Annotated in this window: 20 protein-coding genes; 10 read left to right on the top strand and 10 right to left on the bottom strand. The window is 64.7% G+C overall.

The annotated features are described in order from the left end of the window. The first annotated feature begins 72 nt into the window (after positions 1–72). The 4 genes from ACP8JZ_RS02835 (at position 73) to lipA (ending at position 4,691) form a co-directional block, all read left to right on the top strand. A complete protein-coding gene (locus ACP8JZ_RS02835; protein WP_306517311.1) occupies positions 73–1,461 on the top strand; it encodes a GntT/GntP/DsdX family permease in 1,389 nt (462 codons plus the stop codon). A gap of 122 nt (positions 1,462–1,583) precedes the next feature. Beyond that, entirely contained in the window at positions 1,584–2,456 is an 873-nt protein-coding gene (gnd, locus tag ACP8JZ_RS02830) for a phosphogluconate dehydrogenase (NAD(+)-dependent, decarboxylating) (protein WP_306517310.1), read from the top strand. A gap of 308 nt (positions 2,457–2,764) precedes the next feature. Then, positions 2,765–3,571, top strand: a complete 807-nt coding sequence (gene lipB, locus ACP8JZ_RS02825; RefSeq protein WP_306517322.1) for a lipoyl(octanoyl) transferase LipB — start codon at positions 2,765–2,767, stop codon at positions 3,569–3,571. Positions 3,572–3,698: 127 nt separating this feature from the next. Beyond that, entirely contained in the window at positions 3,699–4,691 is a 993-nt protein-coding gene (gene lipA / locus ACP8JZ_RS02820; protein WP_306517309.1) for a lipoyl synthase, read from the top strand. A 451-nt stretch (positions 4,692–5,142) separates the two neighbouring features. On the opposite strand, the gene ACP8JZ_RS02815 is transcribed toward lipA, so the two are convergent. The 3 genes from ACP8JZ_RS02815 to ACP8JZ_RS02805 form a co-directional block, all read right to left on the bottom strand. Next, positions 5,143–5,769, bottom strand: a complete 627-nt coding sequence (locus tag ACP8JZ_RS02815) for a hypothetical protein (protein ID WP_306517308.1) — start codon at positions 5,767–5,769, stop codon at positions 5,143–5,145. Between the two features lie 3 nt (positions 5,770–5,772). Further along, on the bottom strand, positions 5,773–6,345 hold the full coding sequence (locus tag ACP8JZ_RS02810) for a hypothetical protein (protein WP_306517321.1): 573 nt from the start codon (positions 6,343–6,345) through the stop codon (positions 5,773–5,775). 77 nt (positions 6,346–6,422) lie between these two features. Continuing rightward, the gene (locus ACP8JZ_RS02805; protein WP_306517307.1) at positions 6,423–7,736 is read right to left on the bottom strand and encodes a hypothetical protein; all 1,314 of its coding nucleotides are present in this window, start codon (positions 7,734–7,736) and stop codon (positions 6,423–6,425) included. A gap of 449 nt (positions 7,737–8,185) precedes the next feature. On the opposite strand from ACP8JZ_RS02805, the gene ACP8JZ_RS02800 reads away from it, so the two are divergent. Next, positions 8,186–8,953 carry a DUF4191 domain-containing protein gene (locus tag ACP8JZ_RS02800; RefSeq protein ID WP_306517306.1) on the top strand — a complete coding sequence of 256 codons (768 nt, stop codon included), beginning with the start codon at positions 8,186–8,188 and terminating at the stop codon, positions 8,951–8,953. A gap of 4 nt (positions 8,954–8,957) precedes the next feature. Then, positions 8,958–10,796 carry an ABC-F family ATP-binding cassette domain-containing protein gene (locus ACP8JZ_RS02795; RefSeq protein ID WP_306517305.1) on the top strand — a complete coding sequence of 613 codons (1,839 nt, stop codon included), beginning with the start codon at positions 8,958–8,960 and terminating at the stop codon, positions 10,794–10,796. Between the two features lies 1 nt (position 10,797). Here ACP8JZ_RS02795 and ACP8JZ_RS02790 read toward each other — a convergent pair whose 3' ends face one another. The 4 genes from ACP8JZ_RS02790 to ACP8JZ_RS02775 form a co-directional block, all read right to left on the bottom strand. Beyond that, positions 10,798–11,247, bottom strand: coding sequence for a PTS sugar transporter subunit IIA (locus ACP8JZ_RS02790; protein ID WP_306517304.1), 450 nt, complete (start codon positions 11,245–11,247; stop codon positions 10,798–10,800). Then, positions 11,240–11,473, bottom strand: coding sequence for a PTS sugar transporter subunit IIB (locus ACP8JZ_RS02785; RefSeq protein WP_021104481.1), 234 nt, complete (start codon positions 11,471–11,473; stop codon positions 11,240–11,242). The genes ACP8JZ_RS02790 and ACP8JZ_RS02785 overlap by 8 nt, the downstream gene beginning before the upstream one ends. 154 nt (positions 11,474–11,627) lie before the next feature. Next, positions 11,628–11,867: a PTS sugar transporter subunit IIB gene (locus tag ACP8JZ_RS02780; RefSeq protein ID WP_021104482.1), complete on the bottom strand. Its 240-nt coding sequence runs from the start codon at positions 11,865–11,867 to the stop codon at positions 11,628–11,630. Next, a complete protein-coding gene (locus ACP8JZ_RS02775) occupies positions 11,864–12,595 on the bottom strand; it encodes a GntR family transcriptional regulator (protein WP_023035156.1) in 732 nt (243 codons plus the stop codon). Before ACP8JZ_RS02775 ends, ACP8JZ_RS02780 begins: the two co-directional genes overlap by 4 nt. Before the next feature lie 313 nt (positions 12,596–12,908). On the opposite strand from ACP8JZ_RS02775, the gene ACP8JZ_RS02770 reads away from it, so the two are divergent. After that, positions 12,909–14,297, top strand: a complete 1,389-nt coding sequence (locus tag ACP8JZ_RS02770; RefSeq protein WP_023035155.1) for a PTS transporter subunit EIIC — start codon at positions 12,909–12,911, stop codon at positions 14,295–14,297. A 139-nt stretch (positions 14,298–14,436) separates the two neighbouring features. Here ACP8JZ_RS02770 and ACP8JZ_RS02765 read toward each other — a convergent pair whose 3' ends face one another. Both ACP8JZ_RS02765 and ACP8JZ_RS02760 read right to left on the bottom strand, forming a co-directional pair. Beyond that, positions 14,437–15,081, bottom strand: coding sequence for a DedA family protein (locus ACP8JZ_RS02765; RefSeq protein ID WP_021104485.1), 645 nt, complete (start codon positions 15,079–15,081; stop codon positions 14,437–14,439). 149 nt (positions 15,082–15,230) lie between these two features. Then, positions 15,231–16,412 carry a glycosyltransferase gene (locus ACP8JZ_RS02760; protein ID WP_306517303.1) on the bottom strand — a complete coding sequence of 394 codons (1,182 nt, stop codon included), beginning with the start codon at positions 16,410–16,412 and terminating at the stop codon, positions 15,231–15,233. A 137-nt stretch (positions 16,413–16,549) separates the two neighbouring features. Here ACP8JZ_RS02760 and glnA point away from each other — a divergent pair, with 137 nt between their 5' ends. The 3 genes from glnA to ACP8JZ_RS02745 all read left to right on the top strand — a co-directional run bounded on the left by glnA (position 16,550) and on the right by ACP8JZ_RS02745 (position 20,183). Then, positions 16,550–17,971: a type I glutamate--ammonia ligase gene (gene glnA / locus ACP8JZ_RS02755; protein ID WP_021104487.1), complete on the top strand. Its 1,422-nt coding sequence runs from the start codon at positions 16,550–16,552 to the stop codon at positions 17,969–17,971. A 12-nt stretch (positions 17,972–17,983) separates the two neighbouring features. Next, positions 17,984–18,823, top strand: a complete 840-nt coding sequence (locus tag ACP8JZ_RS02750) for a Nif3-like dinuclear metal center hexameric protein (RefSeq protein WP_371415878.1) — start codon at positions 17,984–17,986, stop codon at positions 18,821–18,823. Between the two features lie 115 nt (positions 18,824–18,938). Beyond that, positions 18,939–20,183, top strand: a complete 1,245-nt coding sequence (locus ACP8JZ_RS02745; RefSeq protein WP_306517320.1) for a threonine/serine exporter family protein — start codon at positions 18,939–18,941, stop codon at positions 20,181–20,183. Positions 20,184–20,286: 103 nt separating this feature from the next. Here ACP8JZ_RS02745 and ACP8JZ_RS02740 read toward each other — a convergent pair whose 3' ends face one another. Further along, a complete protein-coding gene (locus tag ACP8JZ_RS02740; protein WP_306517302.1) occupies positions 20,287–23,244 on the bottom strand; it encodes a bifunctional [glutamine synthetase] adenylyltransferase/[glutamine synthetase]-adenylyl-L-tyrosine phosphorylase in 2,958 nt (985 codons plus the stop codon). Positions 23,245–23,390: the final 146 nt, after the last annotated feature.

Here is a 23,390-nt window from a genome sequence, read left to right as displayed (position 1 = left end):
GTTGTCCGAGGCCGTCGCCCACACCTCTCCACGACCACCCCACGCACCACACTGCTCACGGAGGAGCACCTCATGCCAATCGACATGGTCACCCTGGCCACCACAACGCCGACCTCGCCGGGGTGGCAGCTCATCACGGCAGCCCTCATCGGGTTCGCCATCATCGTGCTGCTCATCACCCGATTCAAACTGCACCCTTTTCTCTCCCTGACGATCGGGGCGCTCGCCGTCGGTGCCATTGCCGGCATGGGCATGGAGGCAATGCTCGCGTCGTATTCCACCGGAGTCGGGTCGACGGTGGCCTCGGTGGGCGTCCTCATCGCTCTGGGAGCGATCATCGGCAAACTTCTGGCCGATTCTGGAGGCGCGGACACCATCGTCGACACACTGGTCGGCAACACCAGCCCCAGGGCCATCCCGTGGGCCATGGCTCTGGTCGGCGCAATCATCGGTCTGCCGATGTTCTTCGAGATCGGCCTGGTGCTCCTGGTGCCGGTGGTCCTGCTCACCGCGAAGAAGTCCAAGCTGCCGCTCATGAAGGTGGCCATCCCGACCCTGGCTGGTCTGTCGACGATGCATGCCCTGGTACCGCCGCATCCTGGCCCGCTGGCTGCGATCGGGCTGCTCAAGGCCGACCTCGGCACCACACTGTGGATGGGCGTTCTCATCGCCGTCCCCACCGTCGTCATCGCCGGACCGCTGTTCGGCAACCTCGCCGCCAGATGGGTGCCCGTGTCTGCTCCAGACCTGTTCACCTCCTCAGATTCCGAGACCTCCGCCGGCATCGCTCCACGCCGACCGGGCTTCGTCATCACCCTCGTCACCGTCCTGCTGCCAGTCGTCCTCATGATGGGCAAGGCGCTGAGTGACGTCCTGGCCTCCGAGGGCAGTGGAGTACGTGTGGCATTCGACTTCGTCGGTCAGCCCATGTTCGCCCTGCTGCTGACCGCGCTCATCGCGTTGTTCACGTTGGGACACGGTTCGGGAATGACGCGTGAGCAGATCAGCGCGTCGGTGGGGGCATCCTTGCCGCCGATTGCTGGGATCCTGCTCATCGTCGCTGCTGGCGGTGGATTCAAGCAGGTGCTCATCGACACCGGTATCGGCACCATGCTCGCCCAGTCGATCCTGGGTTCCCGACTGTCCCCAATCCTGCTGGCCTGGGCCGTGGCGGTCGTCATTCGCCTGGCCACCGGGTCGGCAACCGTCGCCACGGTGACCGCGGCTGGCATCCTGGAACCGGTGGCCGCCGCCCTGCCACCCACACATGCCGCCATGCTCGTGCTGGCGATCGGTGCCGGGTCGGTGTTCTTCTCCCACGTCAATGACGCCGGATTCTGGCTCATCAAGGAGTACTTCGGCATCTCGGTGGGTGAGAACATCAAGACGTGGTCCCTGATGGAAACGGTGCTCTCGGTCGTGGCCCTGTGCTTCATCCTGCTGCTGTCACTGCTCATCTGATCCACCCCGCCCCGCCCGGACACAGATCAATTCCACTGATCGCCCTGCAGCACTCCTGCTGCTGAGCCCCCTCGATCAACTGGCCCACGACATCAAGCAATCATCCACGAAAGGAATCCGCCATGACCATTGGCATGATCGGCCTGGGTCGCATGGGCAACCACATGCGGTCCCGATTGCGCAGCAAGGACATCGAGACCATCGGTTACGACATCGACCCTGACGTGAGCGACGTCTCCTCCATCTCGGAGCTCTGCGACACTCTGGGCAGTGGGCAACACATCGTCTGGCTCATGTTGCCCAACGAGCTCGTCGACGAGACGCTCGAGGCCCTCGTCCCGCTGCTGCGTTCCGGTGACATCGTCATCGATGGCGGCAACAGCAGATGGACCCTGGACGCCCCACGCGCCGAACGACTCGCCGCGCATGGCATCTCCTACCTCGACTGTGGGGTTTCCGGCGGTGTATGGGGCGAGACGCACGGCTACGGAATCATGATCGGCGGCCCGGAGGAGGCAGTACGCACGGTGTGGCCGGTACTGCAGGCGTTGGCCCCCGAGGATGGCGGTCTGGTACATGCTGGCGGGGTGGGTGCCGGACACTTCGCCAAAATGGTGCACAACGGCATTGAGTACGCCATGATGCAGGCCTACGCGGAAGGCTACGAGCTGCTGTGCGCCGATTCACCTGTCACCGACGTACCTGCCGTCTTCGACGCATGGCGGCAGGGAACGGTCATCCGATCCTGGCTGCTCGACCTGTGTTCAACCGCCCTGTCGGACGAACCAGATCTGGAGTCGATCCGCGGCTGGGCCGACGACTCGGGCGAGGGACGGTGGACGGTCGAGGAAGCCATCGACCGCGCGGTTCCCATGCCAGCGATCTCGGCCGCCCTGTTCGCGCGATTCTCGTCCCGCCAGGACGATTCCCCGGCCATGAAGCTCATCGCCGCCATGCGCAACCAGTTCGGAGGACATGCCGTCCACAACTCGTGAGACGCTGCCCCGGCGTCCAGACACGCCTGCTCGGAAGCGGCGGAGAAGCACGGCTTTCCTCACAGGAAGAACCGCCACAATCCTGTACGCACCCATCCTCTGCGAGAAGTGCCGCGCCTCGGGGAGTTGGAGGTGCAGTGGCGCTGCCTCGAGTTCTCCCCACGACGAAACCGCGCCGCTGGCAATGCCCCATGCTGAGAGGAGCACGTGACTAGGATCGATACGTGAGCGTCAACGAATTCATCCCCACTCAGCAGCCCGGAGCAGCCGATCACGCTGGAACGGCTCGTCATGAACCTGACAGCACCGTGGCAGCAGATCGCGCAGCCTCGCCACAGGGCGCACCCCGCCCAGCTCAAGGAGAGGTGAAGCACCCGACCGGACTGGATTTCGAGTACTTGGGCATCACCGACACTCCCCCGACCCGTGGCGAGTACCGCGCCACGTGGGATCATCAGAGGCAGGTGCACGCCCAGGTCAGTTCACACCAGCGTCCCAACACCGTCATCTACGTCGAGCACGATCCCGTCTACACCGCAGGACGGCGCACTCGCCCCGAGGCCTATCCCTTCGATGGCACCCCAGTGGTGGCGGTGGACCGCGGCGGTGAGATCACCTGGCACGGCCCCGGCCAGCTCGTCGGCTACCCCATCGTCTTCCTGCCGCGCGGGATCGGCGTCGTCGACTATGTGCGACGGGTGGAGGAGGCGATCATTCGCCTGCTTGCCCACTACGATCTGCACGCCGGACGGGTACCGGGGCGCACCGGGGTGTGGTTCCCCTCCGACGGTCACGGGCCGGAGCGCAAGATCTGTGCCATCGGCATCCGTGTGTCACACCAGACGGCCCTGCACGGGTTCGCCTTCAACGTCGATCCCGACACTGCCGGGTTCGACAACATCATCCCGTGCGGCATTGCGGACGCCGACGTCACCACCCTGGCCAGAGAGTTGCGTCGCCTGCACGGACCAGACGCCGACGTTCCCACCCTCGTCGAAGTGGCCCGTCACCTCGAGCCGATCCTCACCGAGATGATGTCGTTCGAACCCTACGAGATGAGTCCGGACATCCCCCGTCGTCCCCACCCGGAGTTCCTGCACCCTCTGGGTGAGTGACCTTCCGTCATCCGGTCGGAGCCCTCGTTTCTCGCCACGACTTCTCAATCGCGACGCACATTCCGCAGATCGGCGAACTGTGCGCGACATCTGGGGTGGGCGGGCTGGTGAGGATAGACTCGCCCGCGTGAGTGTCGAAGCTGACGGACGCAAATTGCTGCGCGTCGAGGTCAAGAATTCCCAGACCCCGATCGAGAACAAGCCACGATGGATCCGCACCACCGCCACGATGGGCCCCGAGTACCGGGACATGCGCAATCGCATGGTCAATGCCGAGCTCCACACGGTGTGCCAGGAGGCCGGGTGCCCGAACGTCTTCGAGTGTTGGGAGGATCGCGAGGCCACCTTCCTCATCGGTGGCGACAAGTGCACCCGACGCTGCGACTTCTGCCAGATCAACTCCGCCAAACCCGAGGGCTACGACGCCGACGAGCCACGGAGGGTCGCCCAGTCCGTCGCCCAGATGGGACTGCGGTACGCCACCGTCACCAGCGTGTGCCGTGACGACCTGCCCGACGAGGGAGCTTGGCTGTGCGCCGAGACGATCCGACAGATTCACGACACCAACCCCGGGGTCGGTGTGGAGATGCTGGCCCAGGACTTCTCCGGCAAGCCGGAGCTGCTGGACGCCGTCTTCGCGGCCGGACCCGAGGTGTTCGGACACAATCTGGAGACGGTCCCGCGGCTGTTCAAGCGTATTCGCCCCGGATTCCGGTACGAACGCTCCCTCGAGGCGCTGAACCGGGCCCATGACGCCGGACTCATCACCAAGTCCAACCTCATCCTGGGAATGGGTGAGACGCGCGAGGAGGTCTCGGAGGCGATGGCCGATCTGCGCGCGGCCCACACCGACCTGCTCACCATCACCCAGTACCTGCGCCCCTCCAAGCTCCAGCACCCCATCGACCGCTGGGTGACGCCCGAGGAATTCGATGAGTTGGCCGAGGAGGCTGAGGAACTGGGATTCGCCGGAGTCATGAGCGGACCCTTGGTGCGCTCCTCGTACCGCGCCGGGCGGCTGTACCGTCAAGCCATGGCTGCCCGTGGGGAGAAGCCGGTCACCATCGTCACCGGCTACCGGAACGGCACGGCTCCAGCCCCGTTCGCCGAGAAAGGCTGAGCCAGGATCGCACACGTTCGTGACGGCATGCGCTGTGGGGCGGGACGCCGCGTCGAGCCCCGCAGCGCATGTCGCCAGATCCCCTCACACTGGAGCGACACATGTCACTGCTCCGGCCGAGCTGGCAGTCCACTGTGGCCCGGTTTCGCTGACGATGCCCCATCACCAGAGCCCCACAGCTGTGTCACCTCATGAAGCACCCCGAACTGCGTCACCTCACCGCGTGAAGCACTGCCGAGCTGACAATTCCTGCTGACCACGTGCGGCAGCTACTCGCTCGTCAGCTGTCACGACCTTCTCCACACCAATGCCTGCCAACCGCTCGCCCGGCCACGTGCAGCCCCGGCCACGTGCAGCATTGTCGTGAGTGAATGCGAGTGGCGGCGGGCACAGCCCACCGCCACATCAGTGCATGCCGTGACGAGCCAGCAACGACTCACCACGGTCATGTTCAGTTGTTGTAGTGCGGTGCCTGGTCGATCTGCAGCTCGGCGTACTTCGTCTCCGGTGCGGAGATGTGGTACGGCTTGCCAGACTGCTTCCACACCAGGTCTGGGGTGCAGCGGACGTTCTGTCCCTCGGCCTCCAGAATGATGAATCCCCAAGCCAGACGACCTTGTTGACCTGCTGGCAGGGTGTAGGGCCCCACCTTCTGGTTGAGTTTCCAGTGCACCTCGTGCACATAGGTGAACCCGAAGGTGTTCGTCATGATCTTGGCGAGTTCACCCTCACCCTTGACCTTGGCAGACACCTTGAAGGTCTGCTCCCGGGTCTGGGTGACCGTCTGGGTGACGGGCATGTCGACACTGTCGTGGTTGGCGACGCTTGCCGCGTCGGTCTGCTTGAACCACCTGTCCCGGGCCGTCACATAGGCACCGGTGTCACCAGGGGTCGAGCATGCCGTACCCGGTTTGTAGTCGTCATTCCATCGCTGGGGCAGCTCGAAATGGATGGCGTCCTCACCAGGTGCCACGCTGGTGTCCGCAGCCTGTGCTGGACTGGTGGCGAACGGCACCATGCATGTCGTGGCTGCTGCCAGAGCCGTCACGACTCGAACTCCAGCTCTCAGGACGGTCATGCCTCAGGCTCCCAGCTGGTCGTTGTCACGGGTGCTGATGGCCACGTGACGCTCCTTGGGCAGGGTGGCGGTGAAGTGGTCGCCCTTGCCCTGCCAAGTGTGGTCGGCACCACACACCGTGTGCTCACCCTCGAAATCGGAGACGAGCCAGCCGGCCTGCAGCACAGCGGTCTTGCCCGGAGCCAGGTTGTAGGGCCCGATGGTCTCGCCGACCTGGAAGGACTGGGAGCTGGAGTAGGAGGCCGAGATGCTGATGTGGATCACGTCGAGCAGTGGGAAGTCGACGCCGGCCGAGACGTTCCAGTCGCGAGTCTTGGTCTCGGTGACGCTACGAGTCACCGGGATGGGCTCGTCATTGTAGTTCGAGACGGTCCAGGTGCCAGCGGAGCCGTCGAAGTAGGTGCGCACCACCTTGACGGTCTGGCCGGTCTCACCGGGGGTGGAGCAGGCAGCACCGATGGTGGTGGGGTTGGCCGGCTGGGTCTTCCTCGGGTGGGCGGCGCTGGCCGGGGTGGCAATGAAAGCAGTGGTGGCAAGGGCACCAACCACGGCGGTCGACAATGCGGTGGACAGAATCTTCATGGTTTTCCTCCAGGTTGGAAAATCGAAACAGGAGCCGAGAAATAAAGATTTGATGAATTGTTGGTGACGAATCAGAAATCAGATTGGGTCGGAACAGGAAGTTTCCGGTAATTGTCCGGTGTGACGTCAACCTTACGAGTTGATCCATCCGAGGCGGTGATGACGGCCTCAGCCCAGAAACCCACTGGCGCGCTGGCGAGCGGCTGATTCTTCACCCGGCTGTAGGTGCCATCCTTGCCACAGCTGATCTCGCTGTACTGCAGCGGGGCCACCATGGTTCCGTAGTTGACGGTGACCTTCTCCCCCGGCTTGAGGTTGACCGGCTTGAGAGCGGTGCCCACTGGCATGTAGGCGCGCTGTGCGGCGCCGGTCGACTGCAGCCAGCCCTGTGGCAGGCGACCGCCATTGTCCATCCAGAAGGTGGTGCCGTTGTACTCGGCCCCGACGACGAAATCCGTCACCGGCTTGAACACATAGTCTGCCTTGGACCAGTTGCGGAACTGCGTGGAGTAACCAGCCTTGCGAATCGGCTCCGACACCTGCGTGACGTCATTGGGGTACCAGTGCTGCACTCCACGTGGCTTGCAGGACTGCCCCTTCGTCGGCCAGGACGGATCGTGCTGCGGTTTGGTGGCGGGAGGGATCGAGGGGGCCTCATGGTCGTCGGCGACCTTCTCCAGGCTGGGACCGACCCAGCTGTTGAACCGCTCGGACTCCTTCATGGGACGGGAGTTGGCACCTGCAGTGCGGGACGGAATCTTCATGGCCTGGTCGGAGATGCTGCCGTCCGCCTTGATCTTGTAGACGAAGGCGTACCGCTCGGCAGGCCCCCTGCCGCGGATGACATTGGCGCTGGGCTCGTCAATGATGTGTCCACCCTTGCAAGTAAGGAACATCGAGATGAATTCCTTCTCGACGGTTCCGTACTCGATGCGGATCGACTCACCGGACTCCAGGTCGAACGGTCCGAAGGTCTCGCCCTCGATCCAGCCGTTGGAGAGCTTGATACCGATGTCAGACTTGGCAGTGGTGTTCCATCCCGAAGGCAGGGCGGCAGCCGAGTTGGCCTCGATCTTGTGGTTGACCCCCGTCTCCACCGTCGCAGTGTAGGGAACCTTCTGCTTGGTGCGGTTGGTGAACTGGATCGTTCCATCACTGAGGTAACGACGACCGGTCTCACCGTAGTGCCATTCCGGGTAGCCATCGGCATGTGCCTGCTCGGCCGAGCACTTTTCGTACAGATGCGCGATGGGATACCCCTGGGGCATCGGGGGAACGTCAGCCTGCGCGGCAGGGGCAAGGGCTCCAGCCGCAGCAATGAGACTGGTGGTAACCCCTACGGCCATGAGAGTCGTGTGACGTCGGGATCGTGTGAGCTTCTTCATGAGTGACCTTCTGAGACGAGATGGGCGACGAGGACACCTTGCACTGAGGGCATGACGAGAAGAAGAACAACCACACTTTCTGGAAAAGCTCATCAGCCCGTCACGCCTGCTCGGTAAAAATACTAGATAGACATCGCCAATGCTGTCAACCACGCACCGAATCCTCGGCAGCATGACCTTCGACGTCATGATTCCGCACCGTCCGAAGAATGGTTCCCCACCCCATTTCCAAGCCCACCGTATTTCTAAGCCCACCGTCTGGGCGCCCAGGTGCCGGGTGGTCAGACCGCCAGGTCCTCCATCGAACAGGCTGCCGTGCATTGATTCCTTGCACGACGGACCCTCACTGCACGGTGAACGGAGTACAATCACCACGCGACTGTCTGCCCACCAGACCGTCGACGCCCACGTCGAGCAGCGAACACGTCGAGAATCGGGAGCCGCCCACCATGCCCAAGAGCCAGGCCGCCAAGGAACTCGCAGCCAAGCAGAAGGCACAGGCCAAGGCCGAGAAGCAGCGCCGCAAGGAGTCGTCCAATCCCAAGGACTGGGGGACGATGAAGCAGCTGAAGGAGAGCTTCAAGCTCACTCACCAGGTCGACCCATCGGTGATCTGGTGGACGTTGGGCGGCTTCGTGCTGGGCATCGTCGTCTTCCTCGTCATCGGCCTGTTCGTCCCACCGTTGTGGTTGTGGATCGTCCTGGGCGTCCTCGTCGGGTTCTCGCTGGGCATGTGGGCCTTCCAGTGGCGCGCCAAGAAAGCGCTTTTCCTGCGTTACAAGGGGCAGGCTGGCTCATCGGAGGTGGCACTGTCACTGCTCGACAAGAAGAAGTGGACCGTCGACATGGCGGTGGCCTTCACCCGGCAGCAGGACATGGTGCATCGCGTCGTCGGACCAGCCGGGATCGTCCTCGTCGGCGAAGGACGGATGTCCCAGCTGCGGCCACTCATGAACACCGAGACCAGACGCCACGAGCAGGTGGCCTACGGCACCCCCGTCACCCAGATCTACGTCGGGGAGGGCAAGGACCAGGTACGACTGGAGGACCTGAGCAAACACATCAAGAAACTCCCCAAGGCGCTGAGCGCCACCCAGGTGGACGACGTCAACTCGCGCCTCAAGGCTCTGGACGCCATGCGGCCCCGAGTTCCCATGCCCAAGGGGCCGATGCCGACCTCGATGAAGGGTGCCCGCGCCGCGATGCGTGGCCGCTGATCCCGTGGCAGCCACGAACATCGTCAATGCCGAGCACCTCGGCAAGGCGTACGGCACCCGAATCGTCCTCGATGACCTCTCCCTGGGGCTGGCACAGGGCGACGTCATCGGCGTGGTCGGTCGCAACGGCGACGGCAAGTCGACCCTGCTGGGACTGCTCACCGGAAGCATCCTGCCCGACGAGGGAAAGGTGACACAGACCAGGTCGACGTCCATCGGAGTGCTCGCCCAGGCCGAACGGATCGTCCCCGGCCAGAGCGTACGTGATCTCGTCCTGGACGGTGAACCCGACCATGTGTGGGCGTCCGATCCACTGGCCCGCCCGATCGTCGAGCAGATGCTGGCCGACATCGACCTGGACGCGCAGACGGCGAACCTCTCGGGCGGGGAGCGGCGACGCGCAGCCCTCGTCGCGCTCATGCTGGGCAACCACGACCTGCTCGTGCTCGACGAGCCCACCAACCATCTGGACGTCGAGGCCGTCTCGTGGCTGGCCCAACACCTGCGCACCCTGCAGCAGCGGGGCACGGCCATGCTCGTCGTCTCCCACGACAGGTGGTTCCTCGACGAAGTGTGCACCCACATCTGGGAGGTGCACGACGCCACGGTGGACGCCTACGACGGCGGCTACTCGGCGTACACCTTGGCTCGAGTGGAACGGGAGCGTCAGGCAGCGGCCAACGAGGCACGCCGTCAGAACCTGGCGCGCAAGGAGCTCGCCTGGCTGCGGCGCGGCGCTCCGGCTCGCACGTCCAAACCGAAGTTCCGCATCGAGGCCGCCAACGCGCTCATCGCCGACGTCCCCGAGCCGCGTGACAAACTCTCCCTGGCCCGCTTCTCCGCCAGCCGACTGGGCAAGGACGTCCTGGACCTCAAGGACGTCACCCTCACCCTTCCCGACGGACGTACCCTGCTCGATCACCTCACCTGGTCGATCGGGCCGGGGGAACGTATCGGGCTCATCGGAGTGAACGGGGCCGGGAAGTCCACCCTGCTCAACCTGCTGGACCGTCGGATCGAACCGACCAGTGGACGCGTCAAGCACGGCAAGACCCTGCGGATGGCTCACCTCACCCAGGAGGTGCACGAGCTCGACGGCGACGAACGGGTGCTGGACTCGGTGAAGCGACTCAAGGAGGAGACTCGCCTGGAGACCGGACGGGAGGCCACCGCTGCCAATCTTCTCGAGGAGTTCGGGTTCAGCGGGCAACGACTGGTCACCAGGGTGGGTGAGCTCTCCGGTGGGGAGCGGCGCCGCCTGCAGCTGCTGCGGCTGCTCATCGAGGAGCCCAATGTGCTGCTCCTGGACGAGCCGACCAATGATCTGGACATCGACACCCTGCGCGTGGTCGAGGACTACCTGGACCAGTGGCCGGGCACGCTGCTCGTCGTCTCCCACGACAGGTACTTCCTGGAACGGGTGTGTGACGTCACCTATGCGCTCATGGGCGACGGTTCGTGCGTCCTGCTGCCCGGCGGGATCGACCAGTACCTCGAGCATCGGCGTCGTCGTGATGCCGGACCGTCCAAGTCGGAACGAGCCGGTGCTGCCGAGCACGGCCCGCGGGAATCCGGACCAGACGATCCCGGCAGGAATGGGACTGCGGACGACACACCGCAGGTCAGTGCGGCGCAGTTGCGTCAGATCCAGAAGGACATGGCACGCTACGAGGGCAAGATGGACAAGGCGAAGGCAGCCTTGGACGACTTGTACCAGCAGATGGCCGAGGCAGCCACGGACTACGAGAAACTCACCGAGCTGCAGGGGCAGGCCGATGAGGTGCAGGAAAGACTCGACGAGTTGGAGACTGCATGGCTCGAGGCTGCCCAACAGATCGAGTGAGTCACACCTCCAGAAGCGCGTCACCCGGGCTCACCATGTTCTCGGGTTCAACCAGTGTGGTGAGGTCCTCGGCCGAGTTGTCGAGGACGACTATCGGACAGATCGCCGAGCGACCACCTGCACGCACCTCATCCGGCTGCCAGGTGATGAGGACGTCACCTGCACGCACCTCGTCCCCTTCAGCGGCATGCATGACGAATCCTGCACCATTGAGCTGAACGGTGTCGATCCCCAGATGGACGAGCACCGTCAACTCGTCGGAAGAAATGACGAACGCATGTGGATGCAGTTTCGCAATCCGCCCGGGGATCGGTGCGACGACATCCTGGCCGCCCGCGCCGATCGGCTCCAGTGCCAGCCCGGGGCCAACGACGCCCTGGGCGAACACGGGATCCGGGACATCCGACAGAAGGTGAACGAAGCCGGGCATCGGCGAGGTGATCTCAGTCACGCAGATCCTCGATGTCCTCAGCCAAGGTGTCGGCCTCCGGGCCAACCACAACCTGGACGCTCGTTGCCTGAATGACGACTCCGAAGGCACCAGCAGCCTTGAGGCCCTCCTCGTCAACCAGTTCCTCGTCCTCGACCTCGACGCGGAGCCGAGTGATGCACGCCTCCAGGTCGTTGATGTTGTCATCTCCCCCGAGGGCCCGCAGGATCTGTTCCGCCTTGCTCATGACTACTCCTTGCCAAGACATCGTGAACCGCCCTCATTGGCGGCTCGGACGCTGAAGTGATCGCGTCCCACTGAACCCAAGTGGTACAGCAGTACGTACTAAATACGACCAACCAATTTCTGTCAAGACCGTGGCATCCGAGTGCGCCCGATGCCTATTGCCCGCCCCACAGATCGTCGATGTCACTGGCCAACAGATCTGCATCGGGACCGACGATGATCTGTACGCTGTCCCCCTGGACGGTGACGCCGTGCACCCCCAGATCACGCAGGGCAGCTCGATCAACCTGATCGGGCTCGCGCAACTGGCAGCGCAGACGGGTCACGCACGGCTCAATGGAGATGACATTGTCCATGCCACCGATGGCGGCAAGGACCTGCTCGGGTCTTGTCATCGCGCTCCTCCTTGTCGACGAGGTGGGTAGAAGGTTCGTCCCGGACTGGAGATCGGGACCCACAGCTTGTAACGGTCGCCGCGATACCACGACCGGGAGTACGACACTGCTCGGTCATTGGCGTAGGTGCGCCTGGCGATCGCCAGCAATGGGGCACCTGTCGGGACATGCAACAGACTCGCGATCGTCTCGTCGGCAGTGGCGGACTCGATGGTGTCCTCACCCCAGGTCGGCACCATGCCAGCATCGGCCAGGGCCTGGTACATGCTCTCGGGAACCCCGTGTGAAATGAGTGTGGGGGCCGAGTCCACTGCCACCCAGGTTTTCTCCACCGCCATCGGCACGCCGTCGGCCAGCCGAACCCGGTGGACGAAGTGGACTCGATCGTGGATGGAGATGCCGAGCCATGCGGCGACGTCCGGGGTCGCCAGCAACTGCTCGGCGCGAATGAGACGCGACCCGGGGATCATCCCCCGCTGACGCATCTCCTCGGTGAACGAGGTCATCCGAGCCTGGACGTCCATCTTGGGCTGGGCGACATAGGTGCCGCTGCCCTGCCGACGCGCCAGTACTGCGTCGGCAACCAATGAGTCGATGGCACGTCGCACCGTCATGCGCGACACCCCGAACTGATCGGCAAGGTCGCGCTCACTGGGAATGGCATCCCCCGCGCTGAGTTGGGTGTCGATGAGGTCGGCAAGATGATCGCGAACAGCGACATACTTCATGGCGAGAATTATGGCTCATCGACTGCGCCCACGATGCATGACCTCGTTCCAAGTGATCCGAGTGATCTCACCGGACCCGTCGACAGTCGGTCAAGTCGCTTCACGCGGGTCTGCCACCAAGGCCAGGAGCGCATGCCCGCAACGGATCGGCCGACTGTGAGCGATTTGCGACAGCCACCTTGACACGGACTACGCAAGTGGTTTGTACTTCTACCAAAGTGGTCCATACCAGTATGGTCACGTCGATACCTGATTCCGACTGGAGCCCCAATGACGGGGCCAGTCGGCAATCCCTACTCATCGTGGAGGACACATGACGGCACGAGCCGCATCCAGCACCGGGGGAAAACACCGGAGAACCATCCCCGGCTTCTCCCAGCTCCAACGCATCGGTCGTTCGCTGATGCTGCCCATCGCGTCCCTGCCCGTCGCGGCCCTGCTGCTGCGGTTCGGTGCTGCCGACGTCCTGGGCGCGGACGGCCTGTCCAGGCACGTCCACTGGATGCAGCCGGTCGCTGACGTCCTCGCCGCCGCTGGTGGGGCCATCTTCGACAACCTGCCACTCATCTTCGCCCTGGGGGTGGCCGTCGGCTACGCCAAGAAGGCAGACGGGTCAACGGCCCTTGCCGCCCTCATCGGCTACCTCGTGTTCACTGGAGCAGGCACGTCCAAGACCACACAGGGTGGTGTGCTGGGCGCCCTGGCGCCGTACTTCGCCAAGGACACCGGGGTCATCAACTACGGTGTGCTCGGTGGCATCGTCATCGGCATCATCGCCGCCAAGAAGTACGAGCGTCACCGCCGCAAGAAATTGCCCACCTACCTGGCATTCTTCGGCGGACGCCGGTTCGTGCCGATCGTCACCGCCGCGGCGTCGATCGTGGCAGGCGTCGTCATGGCACTCGTGTACCCGGCCTTCGACTGGCTGTTCAACAAGCAGGTCGGCGGCTTCATCATGGGCCACGGCTCCAACCCGGGCACCGGATTCGTCTTCGGCGCCATCAATCGTCTGCTCATCCCGTTCGGACTGCACCACCTACTCAATTCACTGCCGTGGTTCCAGCTGGGCAATTGTGTCAACGCAGCCGGCGAGACCCTGCACGGCGACATCACCTGCTTCTTCAACGGCACTGTCGAGACGAACTCCTGGACCGGATCCTTCATGACCGGATTCTTCCCGATCATGATGTTCGCCCTACCCGGTGCTGCCCTGGCGATCTACCACACCGCCAAACCTGAGAAGAAGAAGGTCACTGGTGGCGTGATGTTCTCGGTGGCCCTCACCGCATTCCTCACCGGGATCACCGAGCCCCTCGAGTACGCCTTCGCCTACGTCGCCTTCCCGCTGTACCTGGTGCATGCCATTCTCACCGGCACCTCCTTGGCACTGGTGAACGCACTGGGCATCAAGGATGGCTTCGGATTCTCCGCAGGTCTCACCGACTACATCATCAACTTCGGGCGGGCCGCACAGCTCTCCGGCGGCCCCGGCAAGGTTCTCCTCCTGCTGGTCATAGGCTTGGCCTATGGGGTGATCTACTACTTCGTCTTCCGATTCGCCATCACCAGGTGGCAGCTGCACACCCCGGGCCGCGAGGAGGACGGTGAGAGTGCCGCAGCAGCCAGCGTCTTCGACGAGGCACAGGTCGCCGCCGAGGCCTCCACCGGCAAGAAGGCCGCCAAGGACGAAGGCAGGGTGTGACACTCACGTTCGGCGCTGCCCATCGGCGCCGAACGTCATTCCTCCTTCCCGGCTGCTTTCTGACGTCTCGGTGCTGAAGCGGTGGTAGGCGTCTGCCCTCTGGTGTTGGATGCCGTCTGGCCACTCGTACGGCACGACGTCACTGCACGTCAGCCGAGTCTGCTTCCTCGTCCTCGGGATCCTTGTCCGAGGACGGGAACAGACGCCTGATGAGCTGATCGAGCCCCGCACCGATGATGATCGCCCCCACGATCCCAATCGTTGCCGCGAGCAGATGGTTGTCGCCGATGGCACTTGACACCCCTGCTCCAATGGCAGTCGCGTAGGAGGCCCACAGGATGGAGGCGAGGACGTCGATGGGGACGAACACTCGGTAGGAGTAATGCGTCGCCCCTGCCATGGCATTGACGATGACCCGTCCACCGGGGATGTATCTGGCCACGAGGATCACCAGGGGTCCGCGGACCCGCAGCTGCCGGGTTGCCCATGTCACCATCTTGCGGCGACGCTCACCGCCGGTGAGCAGTTTCGTCCTGCCGAGCCAGCGACCTATCCAGTAGGCAAGATTGTCACCACAGAATGCGCCGAAGGCTGCCACCGGAATGAGGATCCACCACGGGGGCTGACCTATCGCCGCCAGGGCCACGACGACGGATTCGCTGGGAACGACGGGAAAGATACCGTCGATGACACTGAGAGCCCACATGACGACGGTGACGATCGGATGAGACGCGTTGGCGGCCACGTACTCGTTGATCGCATCAACCCAGTGGGTGAAGTTCATCGCCCCATGGTCTCACAACACATGCCTTGGTCCAATCGGCATGCTCAGTCAGCACCCACGCCAGTCTCCCCGCAACGGGCCATCCATCATGGTCATGTCAGGATGTCGCCACGTCCCTCTGACGGTTCACCACAGCCACGGCACGGACGTCATCGCGGGACGACGTCCTCGTAGACCTTGGTGAGTTCGGCTGCCACCGCTGCCGGGGAGAACCGATCCACGGCACGTTGCCGAATGTGTGCTGGATCCCAGCTGCCCAGGGAATCGAGAAATTCGCCCAGCCCGGCGCGCAGGTCGTCCTTGGAACCACTCCGGGTGACCATGCCGACGTCGGGGGTGAGAAAATCCGACGGGCCACCACACGGGGTGGCGAGGATCGGCAGTCCGGCAGCCATGGCCTCCACGTAGACGACCCCGAAGGTCTCCCACTGCGACGCCAGGGCGAAACCGTCGGCTCGGGCGAAGCGCTCGGCGATCTGGGGGCGGGAGAGCAGCCCCTCCAACATGATCGTGCCGGGGTGCTCCGCATTGATCCGGGCTGCGAGACGCTCCAGCTCCGGCCGCTGCGGCCCGTCACCGATGACGCTCAACGTGAGTCCCGGACGTACGGCGGCAAGCTCCCCCACCACCTCGATGAGAGGTTTCATCCCCTTGCGTTCAACGAGCTGCCCAGCTGCCACCAGATGGGCATCAGCTCGTGAACCTGATCCCTTCCCAGAGTCTGACAGGGGCGAAATCGCCTCATCCGCGTCCTGCTGGGGCGGCGCGAAGAGGTCGACGTCGATGACATTGGGGACCACGCGGCACGTGGCTCCGTACCGGGTGTCCATGATGTCCTTGAGTGGGCGCGACACGGCAAGGACGGCATCGGCCCGCCGGACGGCACGGCGTACGTCCTCCTCAGTACGTCTGTCGGCACCATCGAGGGACAGACCGGAGAAGTGTTCGGTGTACACCAGGGGCACGTCGTCGACACCAGCTCGGGCCACTGCGGCGGCATGCCTGCTGAAGTGGGCATGGATGACGTCTGGGCTTCCCCAGAGCTTGACGACACGACGATGGAGCAGGCCCGTGGCACGTCGGTAGGCCTGATGGTCCAGCTCGGGACTGACTGCCCCGAGCGGCAGGTCGAGCCCCAGCGTCTCGATCCCGTCGATGGTGCGATGTGACCACCCGAACCGCCGTACTCGACGAGCCGAGCGGCCATCCACGTAGCCCACCAGGACGTCGTGGCCGGCAGCGGCCAACGCCTTGGCCTGGTCCAGCTCGAAGACCCCCCGCAGGGGACTCGACGCACACGGAACGCCGCGGGAGAGCACCAGTACCCGCATGACTCGCCTCCTCGGATCGGGAACCTTCCTAGCACAACGCGAGGACCGTCTGTAACACAGCCGAAACATGCCGGTGATGCCAGAGCAACCGTGACCGGCTACGGTGTGAAGCATCACCACACGTTGATGGAGGACAGATGTTCCAGAATGCCGACGAGCTCCTAGCTTATGTGAAGAACGAGGGAGTCGAAATGATCGACTGCCGGTTCTGTGACCTCATCGGTGTCATGCAGCACTTCACGGTGCCTGCCCGCGAGTTCGACAAGGACACCTACGAGAAGGGCCTGGCCTTCGACGGCTCGTCCATCCGCGGGTTCAAGCAGATCCATGAGTCGGACATGGACCTGCTGCCCGACCCGAGCACCGCCTGGATCGACCCGTTCCGCGAGCACAAGACGCTCATCCTCAACTTCAACGTGCACGACCCCATCACCCGCGAGCCCTACAACCGCGACCCGCGCAACATCGCCGAGCGTGCCCAGAACTACCTTGCCTCCACCGGCATCGCCGACACCGCCTTCTTCGCCTCCGAGGCCGAGTTCTACGTCTTCGACGACATCCGGTTCGACACCCGCGCCAATGAGTCCTACTACTCCATCGACTCCGAGGCCGGAGCCTGGAACACCGGCCGCGTCGAGGAGGGCGGCAACCGCGGCTACAAGGTGAAGTACAAGGGTGGCTACTTCCCCGTCGCCCCCACCGACCACTTCGGGGACCTGCGCGACGAGATGGTCAGTCTCATGGAGCGTGTCGGTCTCAAGGTGGAGCGTGCCCACAGCGAGGTCGGCACCGGCGGCCAGGCCGAGATCAACTGGCGGTTCAACACGTTGGTCAAGGCGGCCGACGAGGTGATGCAGTTCAAGTACATCGTCAAGAACGTCGCCTGGAACAACGGCAAGACGGCCACCTTCATGCCCAAGCCGATCTTCGGGGACAACGGATCGGGCATGCACGTGCACTCCTCGCTGTGGAAGGACGGCGAGCCGCTGTTCTTCGACGAGAACGGTTACGCCCAGCTCTCCGACCTCGCCCGCTACTACATCGGCGGCATCCTCAAGCACGCCCCGTCGTTGGTGGCACTCACCAACCCGTCAGCCAACTCGTACCACCGTCTGGTGCCCGGTTTCGAGGCTCCGGTGAATCTCGTCTACTCCCAGCGCAACCGTTCGGCGTGCATGCGCATCCCGATCACCGGCCCCAACCCCAAGGCCAAGCGCGTCGAGTTCCGCTGCCCGGATCCCTCGGCCAACCCGTACATGGCCTTCGCAGCGATCCTCATGGCCGGTATCGACGGCATCCAGAACAAGATCGAGCCGCACGAGCCGATCGACAAGGACATCTACGAGCTGCCTGCCGAGGAGCACGAGGAGCTGGAGCAGGTGCCGACCACCTTGGAGGGCGCACTGCAGGCCCTGGAGGCCGATCACGAGTACCTCGAGGCCGGTGACGTCTTCTCCTCCGACCTCATCGACACGTGGGTACGCATCAAGCGTGAGGACCTTGCCGAGCTGCAGCAGCGTCCGCACCCCTACGAGTTCGACCTCTACTACGACATCTGATCCACGATCACCATGCGCACCGTTGACGACGTCCGTACCCTCATGGACCACTGGTTTCCTCCTCAGCTCGCCGAGAGTTGGGATGCACCGGGGCTGGTCTGTGGCGATCCCGCCGACGAGGTCCACCGGGTGGCCACCGCCCTGGAAGCCACCGATGAAGTCGTCGGGGCCGCCATCGACTCGGGAGCGCAGATGCTGCTCGTCCATCATCCCCTGCTGATGCGGGGAGTGACGACAGTGTCGGCCGACACCCCGAAGGGGCGGCTGGTGCATCGACTCATTCGTGCCGGTGTGGCGCTCATGGCGGCCCACACCAATGCCGATGCCGCCGTCGGCGGGGTGAACGACGTCCTGGCACGGCTGCTCGAGGTGCGGGTGGACGGTCCGCTGCACCCAGCCGACCACCCCGTCGACGACGAGTGGGCCGGGCCAGTGCACATGCAGGGCATCGGGCGGGTGGGAACCCTGCCCGAACCGATGACCCTGGCCCAGTTCACCGAGCACGTCGCCGAGCGACTGCCACGCACCGTGTGGGGGGTGCGGGCCGCCGGCCGCCCGGAACAGGTGGTGCGCACGGTCGCAATATGTTCCGGCGCCGGAGACTCCCTGCTGGCGGCAGCACGCCGCAGTGGCGCCGACGTCTACCTCACCGGAGATCTGCGTCATCATCCCGCCGATGAGCACCTGCGCCACGGTGGGCCAGCCCTGGTGGACGTCGCCCACTGGGCCAGTGAGTCGCCGTGGTGTGCAGACCTGGCCCGTCGACTGGAGCAGGAGGGGTACGAGACGACGGTGCTGCCCATCCGCACCGATCCGTGGACCGTCGGGGTGCGGCCACCGGAGCAGAACTGAGGCGCACCTGATCCCACGTCACATGTCGCTGGCCTCAGCGTGCCGAGCGTGAAAGAATGCCATCAATGTGAGGACCACTGAGGAACGAGCATTCGTTGACGACACCGAGGCCATCGTGCGGCTGGGATCCATGCTCCTGGAGTCGGGAACCGGTTCGTACCGCGTCAAGCGAGCCATGCACCGCGCCGCCGTCGCACTGGGCATGGACCGGCACGACGCCTCGGTGAGTCTCACCGAGATCATCGCCACCGCCCACCGGGGCGACAACTTCCGTACCGTCATGCGTGAGGTGTACCGGGTACGGGTGGACGCAGCTCGCATCTCGGCCTTGGAGCACCTCTCCCGCAACCTGCCCGAGCCCTGCACGGCGGAGCGACTCGAGGCCGAGCTCGACCGCATCTCACGTACCGTCAGGTCATCGTGGAAACCATGGCAGAACACCGTGGCAGGTGGTGTTGCCTGCGCTGGATTCGCCATCCTCAACCGGTTCACCCCCATTGACGCCCTCGTCGTCCTCCTCGCCGCGAGCACCGGGCAGTACGTGCGGCGTCGTCTGGGAAGCCGCTGGCTCAACCAGTTCGGCGTGGCTGCGCTGGCCGCTGCCCTGGCCGGGTTGGTGTATCTCACGATCGCGACGATCTTCGAGGCCACCGGGCAACCGGTGCTCAGGGGCGTCAACGGTCCGGGGTACGTGGCATCCCTGCTGTTCCTCGTGCCTGGCTTCCCCATGATCACGTCAATCCTCGACATGGCGCGCCTGGATTTCACCGCGGGTCTCAGTCGAGCTGCGTACTCCATGGGACTGGTGGTCTCTGCCACCCTGTCCGCCTGGATCATGAGCCTGGCCTCCGGGATGACGCCACTGCCCGCCGAGTTCACCCTGCCGGGGGCCTGGCAGTGGATCGCGTTCGCCGTTGCCACCTTCTTGGGCGTCGCCGGTTTCGCCATCCTCTTCAACTCGACCCCGCGCATGGTGCTCATGGCAGCTGCGCTGGGCACGGTCGGCAACCTCGTCCGCCTTGCCCTGGGGCAGATGGGGATGCCCAATCAGTTGGCTGCCGGACTTGGCGGGCTCACCATCGGTCTCATCACTGCGCCACTGGCCCCACGTCAGGAACTTCCCCGGATCACGCTCACGGTGCCAGCGTGCGTCATCATGGTGCCGGGAGCGGCGATGTACCGCATGATGTACTGGCTCAGCAGCGACACCCTCCAGGCACTCGGCTATGGCGCAGAAGCCATCCTCACCGTCGTGTGCATTGCCTCGGGGCTTGCCGTGGCCCGTATGCTCACCGATCCACACTGGGCGTTCTCCAAGCCCATCCCCAGCCCACACGCGTTCCGCTCCCAGCCGGACTGATCGGTTCTCCCCCGTGGGGAAGCCACCCGACCCGGGCTCACTGCCGCCGAGCGCCCACGCTCCTTGAACAGCTCAGCGCCCACGCTCCCTGAACAACCGGGCGTCACACGCCCCAGAACAGTTCGTCGACAACCTTGTTGGCCCGCCGTGAGCGACGCAGGTGCTCCTCAACGACCATCTCGGAGGCTCCACGTCCCATGCCCAGCAGCCGAGCAATGGCATCGAGTTCCCGGGAATCGGTGGGGAGCGTGTCGGCTGCACGTCCTCGCACACACATGATTGCGTTGCGCAATGCGCTGGCCCCCAGCCATGCCACCCGCAGGTCCTCGTACTGATCCGGCGTCATGAGATCCGCTGCCCGGGCGGCTGACAGGGCCTCCAGGGTCGACGTCGTGCGCAACTGCGGCAGCCGGGCCCCGAATCGCATCTGCATGAGCTGCACCGTCCACTCCACATCGGCCAGCCCACCGGGCCCCATCTTGAGGTTCATCCGGCGATCCGAGCCACGCCGAACCCGTTCGTCCTCCATCCGGGCCTTGAGCCTGCGAATCTCGGTGCACTGCGACGGGCTCAACCCCTCAGCAGGCCAGCGGAGTCGATCCATCGACGTCAGCAGCTCCCCGGTGAGTTCGCGGTCCCCAGCCCCGTGTCGCGCCCGCACCAGGGCTTGGGACTCCCAGGTGCTCGACCAGCGTGAGTAATACGTGAGGCAGCTGCTCAGCGAGCGCACCAGCGGACCGGATCGTCCTTCCGGACGCAGATCGGCATCAAGGTCGAGCCCGGGCCCAGGCCCCGGAGCCCCCAGCAGTTTGCGCAACGTCGTGACGATCTCCATCGCCTTGCGGGTGGCTCGGGTTCCGGCGTCGTCGACGACGAACATGAGGTCGGCATCGGATGACAGGGCCATCTCACGCCCGCCCCAGCGTCCCAGGGCAATGACGCCGATTCGCGGAGCATCGTCGAGGCTGGCACGCACCGCCTGCAGGCTGGCCTCGATGGTGGCATCGGTGAGATCCGAGAGCCCCCGGGCAACGGTCTCCACCGGTGCCACCCCCAGGACGACGTCGACGACGAGCCGGAAGAATTCGCGCCGACGCACCCCACGGATCGCCCGGATCGAGTCGGCCACCTCGCGATGCCGCCTGCCCACCCGTGTCATCTCGGCACACAGTTCGTCACGACCTCGTGGGCGCAGGTCGACGTCGACCAGCACCTGGACGGTCTCCGGGGAGCGCACCAGCAGGTCGACGCCGAGCCGGGATCCCGAGAGGATGGCTGCCAGTCGTTGCGCGGTGTCCCCCTCGTCACGCAGTGCCCTGAGGTACCACGGTGAGGACCCCAACTCCTCCGACACCTTGCGGAAGGCGAGCAGTCCCGCATCCGGGTTCGGCCCCGAGGCGAGCCAGCCGAGCATCGCCGGCATGAGCTGGGCCTGGATCTTCACCGCACGTGTCGTGCCCTGGGTGAGCGCAGCGATGTGTCGCAGTGCCGCGGACTCGTCGGCGAAGCCCAACGCCTTGAGCCGCGTCTTCGCCGCATCGGTGGTCATGCGCAGTTCCTCGGAGGGGATGCGTGAGACGGCCTCGACCAGCGGGGAGTAGAACACCCGGTTGTGGGTGGACAGCACGGCCTGGGCGGTGGAGTGCCAGGCTTGGCGCACATCGTCACCGGTGCGCAACCCGACCCCGCGAGCAAGACGCCGCAGGGCGGCCTCGTCGGTGGGAAGCAGGTGGGTGCGTCGTAGATGGAACAGCTGGACGCGGTGTTCCAGGAGACGTTCGAATCGATATGCCGACAGCAGTCGCTGGGCATCGGCTCGACCGATGTAGCCTCCTGCCGACAGACTGCGCAGGGCGTCGAAGGTGGACCGTACCCGTAAAGATGCGTCCTGCCGACCGTGCACCAGCTGCAGCAGCTGAACGGTGAACTCGACATCCCGCAGTCCACCGGCCCCCAACTTGATCTCATGATCACGGTTCTTGCGGGCGATGTGGTCGACGACCCTGGTCCGCATGGCACGAGACTCCCCGACGAACCCGTCCCGCTCGGCCACCTGCCACACCAGGGGCGCCACGAGCGCGCAGAACTGCTCCCCCAGTTCGATGTCGCCGGCCATCGGACGAGCCTTGAGCAGCGCCTGGAACTCCCAGTTCCTCGCCCAGGTGCGGTAGTACTCCGCCATTGACGCCAGGGTGCGCACCAAGGGTCCGGCGTCGCCCTCGGGGCGCAGGGCGGCGTCCACCTGCCAGATGGATCCGGCTCCGCTGTGCGCCGAGCAGATGCGTGCCACCGTCGCAGCGAGCCGTTGCCCGACGGCAATGGCCCGTGCATTGTCGATGCCCTCGTCGGCAGGGGCAACGACGTGGATGACGTCGACGTCGGATATGTAGTTGAGTTCCCGTGCCCCACACTTGCCCATCGCAATGACGGCCAACCGTGCAGCCTGATGACCAGGCGTCATGGCTCGTGCCAGGGCCAGGGCCGATTCGATGACACCGTCGGCGAGGTCGGCGAGTTCGACGCTGACCGACTCCAACACCTCGGTGGGATCGTCGTGGCTCAGGTCGCGAGCGGCAATACGCAGCAGATGACGTCGATTGGCCAGCCGCAACTCATCGGCACCGCGGGCAGGATCGGCCTGCGAGACGAGAAAACCGTCCTGCTCGATGGCCGACACACAGCTCAGCAGGTCGGTGCGAATCTGCTCGGCAGACCACTGCTCGGGCTCCGCCGCCAGGACGTCAAGGGCATCGGGATGAGCCGTGAGGTACTTGCCAAGCTCCGCCGATCCCCCCAGGACGCGTACCAGACGGCGGGCCTGGTGAGGATCGGCCACCATGCCACGAACAGTTCCCGGAGCGGCATCGGCCAGATCGGCCAGGCTGGAGAGCGCCTGTTCGACGTCACAGACGTGGCCGAGCTCGTCCTCCCAGGGCTGCCACTGCTCCTCGTCGAGACCGAGTGCAGCAGCCATGAGCCCGTGGAACCTCCGTGCCCGACGAGCGTCATTGGCTCCGTGTCGGACGAGTTCAGCCTCAAGCGTGGAGATTCGATCCGCCATGTCCAGCCTCCGATCGGCGCCAGCCTACCTGCGTGATGAGACTAACCTGTGTCAGCGTCGCTGAAATGTCACATTGGCGATACCTTGCCGTTGCCTGCGAGTCAACGGCTGGGAAACTCATCGCGCTAGCTTCTTGGAGGTGACAG

The sequence above is a fragment of the Cutibacterium sp. LaCa_286 genome (assembly GCF_057198075.1).
The sequence above is the reverse complement of the archived record's forward strand: the minus strand, read 5'-3'. Positions and strand labels throughout refer to the sequence as shown.